15 protein-coding genes are annotated in these 14,548 nt (G+C 67.1%); all 15 read left to right on the top strand.

Annotation, left to right across the window (positions count from 1 at the left end):
• The first annotated feature begins 16 nt into the window (after positions 1–16).
• The 15 genes from tsf to AX018_RS03425 all read left to right on the top strand — a co-directional run bounded on the left by tsf (position 17) and on the right by AX018_RS03425 (position 14,414).
• Positions 17–940 carry a translation elongation factor Ts gene (tsf, locus tag AX018_RS03355; RefSeq protein WP_111875902.1) on the top strand — a complete coding sequence of 308 codons (924 nt, stop codon included), beginning with the start codon at positions 17–19 and terminating at the stop codon, positions 938–940.
• Positions 941–990: 50 nt separating this feature from the next.
• Positions 991–1,713, top strand: a complete 723-nt coding sequence (pyrH, locus tag AX018_RS03360) for a UMP kinase (protein WP_111875903.1) — start codon at positions 991–993, stop codon at positions 1,711–1,713.
• Between the two features lie 69 nt (positions 1,714–1,782).
• Complete coding sequence (frr, locus tag AX018_RS03365) at positions 1,783–2,343, top strand: ribosome recycling factor (protein WP_111875904.1); 561 nt, start codon at positions 1,783–1,785, stop codon at positions 2,341–2,343.
• Between the two features lie 37 nt (positions 2,344–2,380).
• The gene (gene uppS, locus AX018_RS03370) at positions 2,381–3,118 is read left to right on the top strand and encodes a polyprenyl diphosphate synthase (protein ID WP_415841991.1); all 738 of its coding nucleotides are present in this window, start codon (positions 2,381–2,383) and stop codon (positions 3,116–3,118) included.
• 13 nt (positions 3,119–3,131) lie between these two features.
• A complete protein-coding gene (locus tag AX018_RS03375) occupies positions 3,132–3,986 on the top strand; it encodes a phosphatidate cytidylyltransferase (protein WP_111875906.1) in 855 nt (284 codons plus the stop codon).
• Positions 3,983–5,161: a 1-deoxy-D-xylulose-5-phosphate reductoisomerase gene (gene ispC, locus AX018_RS03380; RefSeq protein ID WP_111875907.1), complete on the top strand. Its 1,179-nt coding sequence runs from the start codon at positions 3,983–3,985 to the stop codon at positions 5,159–5,161. The genes AX018_RS03375 and ispC overlap by 4 nt, the downstream gene beginning before the upstream one ends.
• Before the next feature lie 34 nt (positions 5,162–5,195).
• The gene (gene rseP, locus AX018_RS03385; protein ID WP_111875908.1) at positions 5,196–6,563 is read left to right on the top strand and encodes an RIP metalloprotease RseP; all 1,368 of its coding nucleotides are present in this window, start codon (positions 5,196–5,198) and stop codon (positions 6,561–6,563) included.
• A 43-nt stretch (positions 6,564–6,606) separates the two neighbouring features.
• Entirely contained in the window at positions 6,607–8,904 is a 2,298-nt protein-coding gene (gene bamA, locus AX018_RS03390; protein ID WP_111875909.1) for an outer membrane protein assembly factor BamA, read from the top strand.
• Positions 8,904–9,431: an OmpH/Skp family outer membrane protein gene (locus tag AX018_RS03395; RefSeq protein ID WP_111875910.1), complete on the top strand. Its 528-nt coding sequence runs from the start codon at positions 8,904–8,906 to the stop codon at positions 9,429–9,431. Before bamA ends, AX018_RS03395 begins: the two co-directional genes overlap by 1 nt.
• A 42-nt stretch (positions 9,432–9,473) precedes the next feature.
• On the top strand, positions 9,474–10,475 hold the full coding sequence (lpxD, locus tag AX018_RS03400) for a UDP-3-O-(3-hydroxymyristoyl)glucosamine N-acyltransferase (protein ID WP_111875911.1): 1,002 nt from the start codon (positions 9,474–9,476) through the stop codon (positions 10,473–10,475).
• Positions 10,472–10,912, top strand: a complete 441-nt coding sequence (fabZ, locus tag AX018_RS03405; RefSeq protein ID WP_111875912.1) for a 3-hydroxyacyl-ACP dehydratase FabZ — start codon at positions 10,472–10,474, stop codon at positions 10,910–10,912. Before lpxD ends, fabZ begins: the two co-directional genes overlap by 4 nt.
• Positions 10,913–10,959: 47 nt before the next feature.
• Positions 10,960–11,781 carry an acyl-ACP--UDP-N-acetylglucosamine O-acyltransferase gene (gene lpxA / locus AX018_RS03410; protein WP_111875913.1) on the top strand — a complete coding sequence of 274 codons (822 nt, stop codon included), beginning with the start codon at positions 10,960–10,962 and terminating at the stop codon, positions 11,779–11,781.
• On the top strand, positions 11,781–12,971 hold the full coding sequence (gene lpxB, locus AX018_RS03415; protein WP_111875914.1) for a lipid-A-disaccharide synthase: 1,191 nt from the start codon (positions 11,781–11,783) through the stop codon (positions 12,969–12,971). The genes lpxA and lpxB overlap by 1 nt, the downstream gene beginning before the upstream one ends.
• Positions 12,943–13,599, top strand: coding sequence for a ribonuclease HII (rnhB, locus tag AX018_RS03420; RefSeq protein WP_111875915.1), 657 nt, complete (start codon positions 12,943–12,945; stop codon positions 13,597–13,599). The genes lpxB and rnhB overlap by 29 nt, the downstream gene beginning before the upstream one ends.
• Entirely contained in the window at positions 13,596–14,414 is an 819-nt protein-coding gene (locus AX018_RS03425) for a TrmH family RNA methyltransferase (RefSeq protein WP_111875916.1), read from the top strand. The genes rnhB and AX018_RS03425 overlap by 4 nt, the downstream gene beginning before the upstream one ends.
• Positions 14,415–14,548: the final 134 nt, after the last annotated feature.

Raw genomic sequence — 14,548 nt, forward strand, 5'->3', positions numbered from 1 at the left:
GACTGGAGAACTACCGATGGCTGCTATTACCGCAAGCATGGTCGCCGAACTGCGCGCCAAGACCGATGCCCCCATGATGGAATGCAAGAAGGCCCTGACCGAGGCCGAGGGCGATCTGGCCAAGGCGGAAGAGCTGCTGCGCGTCAAGCTGGGTACCAAGGCTGGCAAGGCGGCCGCGCGCATCACCGCCGAAGGCGTGGTGGCGAGCTTCATCGACGGCACCACGGGTGGCCTGATCGAAGTCAACAGCGAAACCGATTTCGTCAGCAAGAACGACAGTTTCATCGCCCTGGCCAAGGCCGCGGCCGAGCTGGTCGCCAAGCACAACCCCGCCAATGTGGAAGCCCTGGGCGCGTTGTCCTATAGCCAGGACGGCTTCGGTCCCACGCTGGAAGACGTGCGCAAGGGCCTGATCGGCAAGATCGGCGAGAACATGACCTTCCGCCGCTTCAAGCATTTCGGCGGCGCTGGCAAGCTGGCCTCGTACCTGCACGGCACGCGCATCGGCGTGGTGGTGGAATTCGACGGCGACGAAACCGCCGCCAAGGACGTGGCGATGCACATCGCCGCCATGAAGCCCGTGGCCCTGACCAGCGCCGAAGTGCCCGCCGACCTGATCGAGAAGGAACGCTCGGTCGCCGCCGCCAAGGCCGCCGAAGACAAGGCCAAGGCCGAGGCCGAAGGCAAGCCGGTGCAGTCCGACGAGATCGTTGCCAAGCGCATCGAAGGCGGCGTGCAGAAGTACCTGAAGGAAGTGTCCCTGTTCAACCAGGCCTTCGTGAAGAATGACAAGCAGACCGTCGAGCAGATGCTCAAGGCTGCCGGCACCACGGTGAAGGGCTTCACGCTGTACGTCGTGGGCGAAGGCATCGAGAAGAAGGTGGACGACTTCGCTGCCGAAGTGGCTGCCCAGGTGGCTGCCGCCAAGGCCGCAGCCTGATCCTCCGCGCCATCACCGCCCCCACAACCATTCCTTCCGGAGAAATGCCCATGACCCTCGCCGCTCCAGCCCACAAGCGCATCCTGCTCAAGTTGTCTGGAGAAGCTCTCATGGGCGATGACGCCTTCGGCATCAACCGGACCACCATCGTGCGCATGGTGGAGGAGATCGCCGAGGTGACGCGCCTGGGGGTGCAGGTCGCGGTGGTGATCGGCGGGGGCAACATCTTCCGCGGCGTGGCGGGCGGCTCCGTCGGAATGGACCGCGCCACGGCCGATTACATGGGCATGCTCGCCACGGTGATGAACGCCCTGGCGCTGGCCGATGCCATGGACAAGCAGGGCCTCATCGCCCGCGTCATGTCCGCGATCGGCATCGAGCAGGTGGTCGAGCCCTATGTCCGGCCCAAGGCGCTGCAGTACCTCGAAGAGGGCAAGGTGGTGGTTTTCGCGGCCGGCACCGGCAATCCCTTCTTCACGACGGATACCGCCGCGGCCCTGAGAGGCGCAGAGATCGGCGCCGAGGTCGTGCTCAAGGCCACCAAGGTGGATGGCGTGTATACCGCCGATCCCAAGAAGGACCCCACGGCGACGCGCTATGCCCAGCTCACGTTCGACGAGGCCATGGCACGCAATCTGGGCATCCTGGATGCCACGGCCTTCGCGCTCTGCCGCGACCAGAAGCTGCCCATCCGCGTCTTCTCCATCGTGAAGCACGGCGCCCTCAAGCGCGTGGTGATGGGCGAGGACGAGGGCACGCTGGTGTACGCTTGAAGGCTGGCTGACTGCGGCCATGGGTTGAACCATGGATCGACAATCCAGCGGGCCTGCACAGGAGAACACATGACCATTGCCGACATCAAGAAAAATACCGAAACCAAGATGGATCAGTCCATCGTGGCCTTCAAGAACAACCTCTCCAAGATCCGCACGGGGCGTGCCAATCCGGCACTGCTGGATGCCGTGCAGGTCGAGTATTACGGCTCCATGGTGCCTTTGTCGCAGGTGGCCAACGTGTCGCTGCTCGACGCGCGCACCATCAGCGTGCAGCCCTGGGAAAAGGGCATGGGCGCGAAGATCGAGAAGGCCATCCGCGAAAGCGATCTGGGTTTGAACCCCGCCTCCATGGGCGACCTCATCCGGGTTCCGATGCCTCCGATGAGCGAAGAGCGCCGCAAGGAAATGACCAAGCTGGCGCGCAACGAGAGCGAAGGCGCGAAGGTCGCCGTGCGCAACCTGCGCCGCGATGCCAACGAAGCCGTCAAGAAGCTTGTCAAGGACAAGCTGGCCTCGGAGGATGAGCAAAAGCGCGCAGAGGCCGATATCCAGAAGGTGACCGACAAGCACATCGCCGAGGTGGACACGCTCGTGGCCGCCAAGGAACAGGAAATCATGGCGGTCTGATCGTCCCCGTCACGCACGGGCTCGATCGATGCTTTCCATGTCCACCCCCTTCTCCGTTCCGCACCATATCGCCATCGTCATGGATGGCAATGGACGCTGGGCCACGCGCCGGTTCCTGCCGCGCCTTGCGGGGCACAAGCAGGGCGTGGACGCGCTGCGGCGTTGCGCGCGCGACTGCGTGGAACGTGGCGTGGCCGTGCTGACGGTGTTCGCTTTCTCCTCCGAGAATTGGAACCGTCCCGCCGAAGAAGTGTCGGGCCTGATGGATCTGCTGGCCAAGGCGTTGGCGCGCGAAGTTCCGCAATTGCAGAAGGACGGTGTCCGCCTGCATTTCGTGGGCGAGAAGACCACGCTCTCGGACAAGGTCCGGGCGGGCCTGCTCCAGGCGGAGGAGGCCACGGCGCGAAACAGCCGGCTGGTGCTCAACGTGTGTTTCAACTATGGTGGCCGGTGGGATATCGCACAGGCCGCCGCCACCCTCGCTGCGCGCGGAGAGGTGATCACCGAGGCCAGTTTGCACACTGCCATGGGGCTGGCCCATGTTCCGGATCCGGATCTCGTGATCCGTACCGGGGGTGAGATGCGCATCAGCAATTTCCTGCTCTGGCAATGCGCCTATTCAGAGCTCTACTTCAGCGACCGACTCTGGCCTGATTTCGATGCGAAGGCCCTGGACGAGGCCATTGCCGCCTATGGAGCGCGGGAGCGCCGTTTCGGCAAGACCTCCGAGCAGTTGCTGCCGAAGGCGGCATCCATCTCACCGTTGCGTGCCTGAAGGGGCTTCTTCCATGCTGGTACAGCGCATCCTCACCGCCATCGTGCTGCTGGCCATCCTGCTGCCCGCGCTTTTCGCACCCTCTCCCGTGCCTTTCACGGGGGTCGTGCTGGTCCTGATGGCGGCGGGGGCCTGGGAATGGGGGCGCCTACAGGGCTATGGCAACCTGGGGGCGATGGCCGTGGGCGGCGTCTGCGTTGTGCTTTGCGGGCTCAGTTGGTCACTGGGATGGACGCACAGGCCCCAGCCGTGGCTCTGGAGCGTCGCGGGTGCCCTGTGGGTGCTGTGCGGCGGCTGGCTTCTGCGCAGCGGTGTGGCGGGCTGGCCGCGCATTCCCCATGCCGTGCGGCTGGTGGGGGGCGTGCTGGCCCTCTGGGTGGCCTGGCTGGCGGTGGTGCAGGCCCGCGCGATCGGGATCAATTTTCTTTTGTCCATCCTGGTGCTGGTATGGGTGGCCGATGTGTTCGCCTATTTCGCCGGGCGTGCGTTCGGGCTGCGTTTCACGAAGGCCAAGCTGGCTCCGTCCATCAGCCCTGGCAAGAGCTGGGAGGGTGTCTGGGGAGGCATGGCGGGTGTTGCCGTTCTGGCCGTGGCCTGGGTGGCGGCCGATGCCGCGTGGCAGGCCGCCGTGCCCAGCTTCTATGCGCGGCTTGCCGCTCAGGGATGGTGGTTGCTGGCCATTGGCGCGGCGTTCATGGCCGCCATGAGCGTGGTGGGCGATCTGGTCGAATCGCTGGTCAAGCGCAGTGTCGGCGTCAAGGACAGCAGTGGTCTGCTGCCGGGGCATGGCGGCGTGCTCGATCGGGTCGATGCGCTTTTGCCGACGCTGCCCCTGGCCATGATGCTGACCTCTTTCGCTTCGCCATGAAACAACGCATTACCGTCCTGGGCTCCACGGGGTCCATCGGAACCAGCACGCTGGACGTCGTCTCGCGGCATCCGGATCGCTACGAAGTCTTTGCGCTCAGCGCCGCGACCCAGGTGGACGCGATGGTGGCGCAATGCCAGCGTTTTCTTCCGCGGTTCGCGGTCATGGCCAGCAGTGCCCACGCGCGCCTCCTGCGTGAGCGGCTCCAGGCGCATGGCGTGCCGACCCAGGTCCTGGATACGCCGGATGCCCTGGACACCATCGCGTCGCATGCCGAGGTGGATGCCGTGATGGCGGCCATCGTCGGGGCCGCGGGCTTGAGGCCCTGCCTGGCGGCCGCGCGTGCCGGCAAGCGGTTGTTGCTGGCGAACAAAGAGGCGCTCGTGGTGGGCGGCGAGGTCTTCATGGCCGCGGTCCGCGAAGGCGGTGCCACGCTGCTGCCCATCGACAGCGAACACTCCGCGATCTTCCAATGCCTGCCGGAAGATGCGGCTTCGTGGCCGCGGCGCGTGGATCACATCCTTTTGACGGCCTCGGGCGGGCCTTTCCGCACCCGCGAGCCCGCCACGCTGCGCGATGTGACGCCCGAACAGGCATGCGCCCACCCCAATTTCTCCATGGGCCGCAAGATCTCCGTGGATTCGGCCACGATGATGAACAAGGCCCTGGAGGTGATCGAGGCCCGGTGGCTTTTCAATCTTGCCCCCGAGCAGATCAAGGTGGTCATCCATCCGCAGCAGATCATCCACTCGATGGTGCAGTTCAAGGATGCCTCCGTGCTGGCGCAGCTCGGAACGCCCGACATGCGCGTGCCCATCGCCTGCGGCCTCGCGTGGCCCGAGCGCATCGAAAGCGGAACGCCGAAACTCGATTTCGGCAGCCTCGCCGCACTGACGTTCGAGGAAGCCGACGCGGTGCGCTTTCCAGGGCTGCACCTGTCCTGGCAGGCCTTGCGCGCCGCACCCGGCACCACCGCGGTGCTCAATGCGGCGAACGAGGTGGCGGTGGCTTCTTTCCTGGAGCGGCGCATCCGCTTCGATCAAATCCATCGGCTGAATCTTGCAACTTTGGAGGCGGTGGCTCCCTCCAATCCCGATTCGCTGGGTGCGCTGCTGGATCTGGATGCCCGGGCACGTTCCGTGGCCCGCCACAGCGCGGAACGTCTCGCGGCCTGACCCGCGCGCCATCTCCTCAGCACAGGAGTGCCTCATGCTTCTCACGATCGTTGCCTTCATCGTCGCCCTCGGGTTGCTCATCGCGGTGCACGAATATGGCCATTACCGCGTCGCGGTGGCTTGCGGCGTCAAGGTGCTGCGTTTCTCGGTGGGCTTCGGCAAGCCGTTGCTGCGCTGGCAGCCGAAGGGCTCGCCCACCGAATTCGTCATCGGCGCGTTTCCGCTGGGCGGGTATGTGCGCATGCTCGACGAGCGCGAGGCCCCGGTGGACGATGCCGAGCGGCATCTGGCCTTCAATTACCAGCCGCTGCGTTCGCGCGCGGCCATTGTCGCGGCCGGCCCGATCGCCAACCTGCTGCTGGCGATCCTGCTGTATGCGGTGGTGAACTGGGTGGGAGTGGAAGAGCCCAGGGCCGTCCTGGCCAGCCCCGCGGCAGGGTCGGTTGCGTACCAGGCCGGACTGCGCGGAGGGGAACTCGTGGTGGCCGGGGCCATGGGAGCGGAAGAGTCCGAGCCCGTTCGTTCCTTCGAGGATCTGCGCTGGATGCTCACGCGGGGCGCGCTCGACAACCAGGACGTGCGCCTGCAGATCGAACCCGTGCCGGGCGCGCCGCGCCGGGAGCTGGTGCTGGCGCTGAGGGATTTCGACGCACGGCAGGCCGATGCGCAGCTGTTTCGCAAGATCGGCGTGCTGGGGCCCTGGACACGGCCCGTGATCGGCGAGGTGGTGGCGGGAGGCGCGGCCCAGCGGTCGGGTCTGCGTGAAGGAGATACCGTTCTGCAGGTGGGCCAGACCGCCGTGGTGGATGGTCTGCAGTTGCGCGAACTGATCCGTGCCTCGGTGCGCAACGGTGTCGCGCTGACCCAGCCGTGGCGCGTGGAGCGCGCGGGCCAGGTGCTTTCGCTGGATGTCACGCCCGAGGTCGTGCGCCAGGAGGGCGCGGCGCCTGCCGGGCGCGTGGGGGCCTACGTGGGCGCCTTGCCGGAGATGGTCACGGTCCGGCATGGGCCGCTCGAAGGGTTGTGGAGCGGCGTGGTCAGGACCTGGGAGGTGTCTGCGATCACGCTGCGCATGATGGGGCGCATGCTGGTGGGCGAGGCATCGCTCAAGAACCTGAGCGGGCCGCTCACCATCGCGGACTACGCGGGCCGCTCGGCCAGCATGGGCTTGACCCAGTATCTCGTGTTCCTGGCCCTGATCAGCGTGAGCCTGGGGGTGCTGAACCTGCTGCCGCTGCCGGTCCTCGATGGCGGGCACCTGATGTATTATCTTTGGGAAGGCGTGACCGGCAAGGGCGTTTCCGACGCCTGGATGGAGCGATTGCAAAGGGGCGGCGTTGCATTGCTCCTGGTCATGATGTCCATCGCCCTCTTCAACGATGTCACCCGGCTTTTTGGCTAACCTTTCGCCGCATGGATCCGCCATGTCGGCATCAGCTTCACTCATGAAAAAACACATCAATCGCCTGGGCGTGCGCACGGCATGCGCCGTGGCCGCCATGGTTTTCGTCGCGCAGGCGGCCTGGGCCCTTGAACCTTTCAAGGTCCAGGACATCCGGGTGGAAGGTCTGCAACGCGTGGAGCCGGGCACCGTCTTCGCTTCCATGCCGCTGCGTGTGGGCGACGACTACAACGATGAAAAGGGCGCAGCCGCCATCCGCGCGCTTTTCGCGCTGGGGCTGTTCAAGGATATTCGGCTGGAGGCCAGCGGCAATGTGCTGGTCGTCGTGGTGGAAGAGCGTCCCACCATCGCCGATGTCGATTTCGCCGGCACGCGCGAGTTCGACAAGGACACGCTCAAGAAGGCCATGCGGGACGTGGGCCTGACCGAGGGCCGCCCCTATGACAAGGCGCTGACCGACCGGGCCGAGCAGGAACTCAAGCGCCAGTACATCAACAAGAGCCTCTACGGCGCCGAGGTGGTGACCACGGTCACGCCCATCGAGCGCAATCGCGTCAACCTCACTTTCACGGTGACCGAGGGCGAGCCCGCCAAGATCAAGGAAATCCACGTCGTCGGTGCCAAGGCCTTCAGCGAGTCCACGCTCAAGGGCCTGTTCGACCAGGACACCGGCGGCTGGCTGAGCTGGTACACCAAGTCCGACCGCTACTCCCGCACCAAGCTGAATGCCGACCTGGAGACGCTGCGTTCCTACTACCTCGCGCGCGGGTATCTGGAGTTCCGCATCGACTCCACGCAGGTGGCCATCTCGCCGGACAAGCAGGACATCACGATCACCGTGAACGTCACCGAAGGCGAGCGCTACGTGGTGTCGGGCGTCAAGCTGGAAGGCAATTACCTGGAGCGCGATGACGAGTTCAAGTCGCTCATCACGATCCAGCCGGGCGAGCCCTACAACGCCGACCGGGTGACCGAGACCACCAAGGCTTTCACGGACCACTTCGGCAATTTCGGCTTCGCCTTCGCGCGCGTGGAGGCGGTGCCCGAAATCGACCGCGAGAACAACCGCGTGGCGCTGGTGCTGCGCGCGGAGCCCTCGCGCCGCGCCTACGTGCGCCGCATTGCGGTGAGCGGCAACAACCGCACGCGCGACGAAGTCGTCCGCCGCGAATTCCGCCAGTACGAGGCCTCCTGGTATGACGGCGACAAGATCCGCCTGTCCCGCGACCGCGTGGACCGCCTGGGCTTCTTCACCGAGGTGAACGTCGAGACGCAGGAAGTGCCGGGCTCGCCCGACCAGGTCGATCTGGTGGTGAACGTGGCCGAGAAGCCCACGGGTTCGCTGCAACTGGGGGCCGGCTTCTCCAGCGCCGAGAAGGTGTCGGTCTCCTTCAGCATCAAGCAGGAGAACGTGTTCGGTTCGGGCAACTACCTGGGTGTGGACGTGAACACGAGCAAGTACCGCCGCACGCTCGTGTTCAGCACGACCAATCCCTACTTCACCCAGGACGGCATCTCCCGCACGCTGGACCTGTACTACCGCACCGACAAACCTTACGAGGACCAGGGCGGCAACTACGAGCTGATCACCGCCGGCACGAGCGTGCGTTTCGGCATTCCCTTCAGCGAGACCGACACCGTGTTCTTCGGCGGTGGGCTGGAGCAGACCCGCATCAAGCTGGGCACCAACATCCCCGCGGCGTACCTGTCCTATGCGACGACCTACGGCGCCAGCAGCACGGCCATTCCCCTGACCATCGGCTGGTCGCGGGATGACCGCGACAGCGCGCTGGCACCCAATTCGGGCCGCTACCAGCGCCTGAATTCGGACTGGTCGGTGGCGGGCGATGCGCGCTACGTGCGGGCCAACTACCAGTTCCAGCAGTACGTGCCGCTGAACAAGAAGTTCACCGTGGCGTTCAATTCCGAGTTCGGCTGGGGCAAGGGCCTGAATGGCCGGCCTTTCCCGGTGTTCAAGAACTTCTACTCCGGCGGCCTGGGCTCGGTGCGCGGTTTCGACCAGGGCACGCTGGGTCCGCGCGATGTCACGGGCGCGTCCCTGGGGGGACCGAAGAAGGTCACGCTCAATGCAGAGCTCATCGCGCCGTTCCCGGGCGCGGGCAACGACCGTACGCTGCGTGTGTTCACCTTCGTGGATGCGGGCAACGTCTACGGCGAAGACGAAAAGGTGACTTTCAGTGACATGCGTGTCTCTGCGGGTCTGGGCCTGAGCTGGATTTCCCCGCTCGGCCCGCTTCGCCTCGCTTTTGCGCAACCGGTGCGCAAGTTCGCCGGCGATAGAATCCAGAAACTGCAATTCCAGATCGGAACGTCTTTCTAATGAAATCCCTTTCCCGCCATATTCCCCTGGTCCTTCTGCTCGGCACGCTCTGCGCCGCCGTGCCCGCTCAGGCACAGGAGTTCAAGGCCGGCTTCGTCAACACCGACCGCATCTTCCGCGAGGCCAGCACGGCCAAGGCTGCGCAGGCCAAGCTGGAGCAGGAGTTTTCCAAGCGCGAAAAAGACCTGATCGATCAGGGCAACGCGCTCAAGTCCGCGACCGAGAAGTTCGAGCGCGAGGCACCCACGATGGCCGAGAGCCAGCGCACCGCACGCCAGCGCCAGTTGTCTGACCAGGACCGTGATTTCCAGCGCAAGCGCCGTGAGTTCCAGGACGATCTGGCCGCGCGCAAGAACGAGGAACTGGGCCAGGTGCTGGAGCGCGCCAACAAGGCCGTCAAGCAGGTGGCCGAGGCCGAGAAGTACGACGTGATCCTTCAGGAAGCCGTCTACATCAATCCCAAGCACGACATCACCGACAAGGTGATCAAGGCGCTCAATGCCACTGCGGGCGCTGGTGCCAAGTGATCGCGGCTGCCGCAGCACCATGGTTCGCGCGGGGCGCATCTCGTGAGTTTGCGTCTCCGGCAGATTGTTGAGGCGCTGGGCGGCACGATCGAAGGCGGTGACCAGGATGTGGAGATCCTTCGCATCGCGCCGCTGGAATCCGCGGGGCCGGGAGACCTCTCCTTCCTGAGCAACCCGCGCTACCAGCAGCAACTGGCCGCCTCCCGGGCGGCCTGTGTCATTGTGGCCCCCGCATTGCGCGAGGCCGCCGTGGCGCGGGGTGCGTGCATCGTGGCGGACGACCCCTATGCGTACTTCGCGCGCGTCACGCAGTTGTGGAAGCGGCAGCATCGCCGGGTCGCCGCGCCTGGGGTGCATCCGTCCGCCGTGGTGGACCCGGAGGCCTTTGTGCATCCTTCCGCCACGGTCGGTCCCTTGTGCGTGGTGGAGCGGGGCGCCCATGTCGGCGCGGGTTCCGTGCTCGCATCGCGCGTCACGATCGGGCAGGATTGCCGCATCGGCGACCGCTGCCTGCTGCATCCCGGCGTGGTGATCGGCGCCGATGGCTTCGGGTTCGCCCCCGAGGCGGGTGCATGGGTCAAGATCGAGCAACTGGGGGCCGTGCGCATCGGCAACGATGTCGAGATCGGGGCCAACACCTGCATCGACCGCGGGGCGCTGGACGACACGGTCATCGAGGACGGCGTGAAGCTCGACAACCTCATCCAGATCGGCCACAACGTGCGCATCGGCAAGCACACGGCCATGGCGGGCTGCTCGGGCGTGGCCGGCAGCGCCCGGATCGGCGCGCATTGCACCGTGGGCGGTGGCGCCATCGTGCTGGGCCACCTGGAGCTGGCCGACCGGGTCCACGTGTCCGCTGCCACCGTCGTCACGCGGTCCATCACGCGGCCGGGCGTGTACACCGGCATGTTCCCCATCGACGAGAATGCGAAGTGGGAAAAGAACGCGGCCACGCTCAAGCAGTTGCACTCGCTGCGCGAACGCATCAAAGCCCTCGAAGAACAGATACAGAAAAACGGTCAGACCGCTCAATTCCAATGATGGACATCCACCAAATCCTCAAGCTTTTGCCGCACCGCTACCCCTTCCTGCTGGTGGACCGAGTGGTCGAGCTCGAGAGAGGCCAACGCATCCAGGCGATCAAGAACGTCACCATCAACGAGCCCTTCTTCACGGGGCATTTCCCGAACCGTCCGGTGATGCCGGGCGTGCTGATGCTGGAAGCGCTCGCGCAGGCCGCCGGCCTGCTGTCCTTTGACATGATGGGCGAGGCGCCCGGCGACGACAAGGTCTTCTATTTCGTCGGCATCGACGGCGCGCGCTTCAAGCGCCCCGTGGAGCCGGGCGACCAGCTCATCCTCGATGTGCGCCTCGATCGCACCAAAGGCGGCATCTACAAGTTCACCGGAGTCGCGCGCGTGGGCGACAACGTGGCTTGCGAGGCCGAGATCATGTGCACCATGCGCACGGTGGGCTGAGTGCCGGGGATTTCGCAGCGGAACCGGCCAGGGCAGGGCGGCAAGCGATGACGGCGATCACCACCACGCCCGCGCAGGCGGGCAGCGGCATCCACCCCACGGCGGTCGTGCATCCGGAGGCGCGGATCGATGCGTCCGCAGGCATCGGCCCGTACGCGGTCATCGGGCCGCACGTCACGATCGGCCCCGGCACCAGCGTGGGCGCGCATTGCGTGATCGAGGGCCGGACCACGATCGGCCGCGACAACCGGATCTTCCAGTTCGCGTCGCTCGGCGCGGCGCCGCAGGACAAGAAGCACGCGGGCGAGCCCACGCGGCTGGAGATCGGCGACCGCAACACGATCCGCGAGTTCTGCACCTTCAACACCGGCACGGTACAGGACCGGGGCGTGACCACCATCGGTGACGACAACTGGATCATGGCCTATGTGCACATCGCGCACGACTGCGTGGTGGGCAACCAGACCATCCTGGCCAACAACGCCACGCTCGCGGGCCATGTGCACCTGGGCGATCTGGCCATCATCGGCGGCCTGACCGGCATCCACCAGTTCACGAAGGTGGGCGCGCATGCGATGGCCGGTTTCGCCAGCCACATCTCGCAGGACGTGCCGCCCTTCATGATGGTGGACGGCAATCCGCTGGCCGTGCGCGGGCTCAACCTGGAGGGGCTGCGGCGCCGCGGGTTCTCCCAGGAGCGGATGGCCGCGCTCAAGCAGGCCCACCGGCTGCTGTACCGCCAGGGGCTGACGCTGGAGGCCGCGCGCGCCGAGATCGCGGCCTTGCCAGAGGCCTATCCCGAAGGGGCCGGCGACATCGCGCTGCTGCTCGACTTCATCGCTTCCTCCACGCGCGGGCTCGCGCGCTGATGCCCGTGCCTGGAGAGCCGATCGGATCGGGTGCGCAGCGGGACGGGCGTGCCCTGCGGGTGGCCATGGTGGCGGGCGAAACCTCCGGCGACCTGCTGGCCGGCCTGCTGCTCGATGGACTGCAGGCGCGCTGGCCGCAAGTGGACGGCACCGGCATCGGCGGGCCGCAGATGCAGCGGCGCGGCTTCGATGCCTGGTGGCCGAGCGAGCGGCTCGCGGTCCATGGCTACAGCCTGGAGCTGGTCCGCAAGCTCTGGGGCATCGTGCGCATCCGCCAGCAGTTGCGCGAGCGGTTGCTGGCCGCGCGCCCCGACGTGTTCATCGGCGTGGATGCGCCGGATTTCAACCTGGGGCTGGAAGCGGACCTGCGCGCCGCGGGCATCCCGACGGTGCACTTCGTCTGTCCCTCCATCTGGGCATGGCGCGCGGAGCGCGTGGAGAAGATCCGCCGCAGCGCCGGGCACGTGCTGTGCATTTTTCCGTTCGAGCCGGCGCTGCTCGCCAGCCATGGCATCGATGCGACCTATGTGGGCCATCCGCTCGCCAACGTGATCCCGCTCGTTCCCGACCGCGAGGCCGCGCGGGCACGGCTGGGCCTGGAGCCGGGCGACGAGGTGCTCGCGATCCTGCCGGGGAGCCGCTCGGCGGAGATTTCGTACATCGCCCGTCCGTTCTTCGAGGCGGCGGCCCTGCTGAAGAAGGCCCGGCCGGCCCTCAGGATGGTGGTGCCGGCCGTTCCGGCCCTGCGCTCCCGCATCGAGGCGGCGGTGCGGGATGCCGGCCTGCAGGGCGCGGTGACGGTGGTGGACGGGCAGTCGCACGCGGTGCTCGCGGCTTGCGATTGCACGCTGATCGCCAGCGGCACGGCCACGCTGGAGGCCGCGCTTTTCAAGCGGCCCATGGTGATCGCCTACCACATGCACCCGATCAGCTGGCGGCTCATGCGGCGCAAGCAGTTGCAGCCCTGGGTGGGCCTGCCCAATATCCTGAGCGGCGAATTCGTGGTGCCCGAATTGATCCAGGATGCCGCCACGCCGTCCGCCCTGGCCGCCGCCGTGCTGCAGTGGCTGGACGCACCGGCCGCCACGCGCGAGGCGCTGTCGCAGCGCTTCACCGCGCTGCATGAAGAGTTGCGCCGCGACACCCCCCGATTGGCCGCCGATGCGATCCAGAAAATCCTTGCCCGCTGAGCAGGCCCAGACCCCGTTGCCCTGGCATCCACCGGGCCTCGTCGCCGGCGTGGACGAGGCGGGCCGCGGCCCGCTGGCCGGGCCGGTCGTGGCCGCCGCGGTGATCCTGGACGATCTCCAGCCCATCGCGGGGCTGGCGGATTCCAAGACCCTCACGGCCGCGCGCCGCGAGGCGCTCTACGACGAGATCCGCGCCAAGGCCCTGTGCTGCAGCATCGCCGAGGCCAGCGTCGAGGAGATCGACCAGCTGAACATCCTGCAGGCCACGATGCTCGCCATGCGCCGCGCCGTGCTGGGGCTGCGCCTCAAGCCCGTGCGGGTGCTCGTCGATGGCAACCGGCTGCCCGCGCTGGACGTGCCGGCCGAGGCCATCGTGAAGGGCGATGCCCTGGTGCAGGCGATCTCGGCGGCATCGATCCTTGCGAAGGTGACCCGCGACCGCTGGTGCGCGCAGCTGCACGAGCAGTACCCGCTCTACGGCTTTGCCGCGCACAAGGGCTACGGCACGGCCGAGCACATGGCGGCGCTGCGCGCGCATGGCGTCTGCCCGCAGCATCGCCGCTCGTTCGCGCCCGTGGCGGCCGCCGCCCGTTCCCATGCGCCGCAGGCCCAGGGGGTGCCGGCATGACGGAGCCGCGCCATCCCGCGCCGGCCGCCCCACCGCCGCCCACCTTCATCCAGTCGCGCGACAACGCCTTCGTCAAGGACCTGCGCCGCCTCGCGCAGGACAGCGCCGCCTACCGCCGGCAGGGCCGCATCTGGCTCGAAGGCGATCACCTCTGCCGTGCGGCGCTCGACCGGGGCATCCGGCCGGCCATCGGGGTGTATTCCGAGTCTTTCTGGCCGCATGTCGCTGAAGAATGGACATCTTCTGCTATCAAAAACATAGTGATCGCGGATGCCCTCTGGGTGGATCTGAGCGGCCTGGAGTCGCCCGCGCGCATGGGCTTCGTGGTGCCGGCCCCGGAGGCCGGCGCGCTGCGGCCGGATGCGCCCACGGTGGTCCTGGACCGCCTGCAGGATGCCGGCAATGTCGGCTCCATCCTGCGCAGCGCCTCGGCCTTCGGCTTCCGGCAGGTGGCGGCGCTCAAGGGCACGGCGGCCCTGTGGAGCCCGAAGGTGCTGCGCGCCGGCATGGGCGCGCATTTCGCGCTGCACCTCGTGGAGGGGCTGGCCGTGGAGGACATCGACACGCTGTCGGTGCCGCTGCTGGCCACCAGCTCGCACGAGGGCGATTTCCTGCACCGGGCGGCTCTGCCCTGGCCGTGCGGCTGGATCATGGGCCACGAGGGGCAGGGCGTGTCGGCGGAGTTGCAGCGGCGTGCCCGGCGCCACATCCGTATCGCCCAGCCCGGGGGCGAGGAGTCGCTCAACGTGGGCGCCGCCGCGGCGATCTGCCTGCATGCCAGCGCGGCAGCAGCGGGCGCAGGCCCGGCCGCTTGACGTAGACAACGGCCCGTAGCGCTCCGGGCCCGGTGGGGCTTCTGCTGCACGGGCCTGCCAGTCCCCGCGCGCCTCTGCGCAAGCCAAGAAAAAGGCCCCGCCGTGCGGGGCCTCGTGCCGTGGGCCGAGCGTTC

It is taken from the genome of Paracidovorax anthurii, from assembly GCF_003269065.1.
Taxonomy (GTDB): domain Bacteria; phylum Pseudomonadota; class Gammaproteobacteria; order Burkholderiales; family Burkholderiaceae_C; genus Paracidovorax; species Paracidovorax anthurii.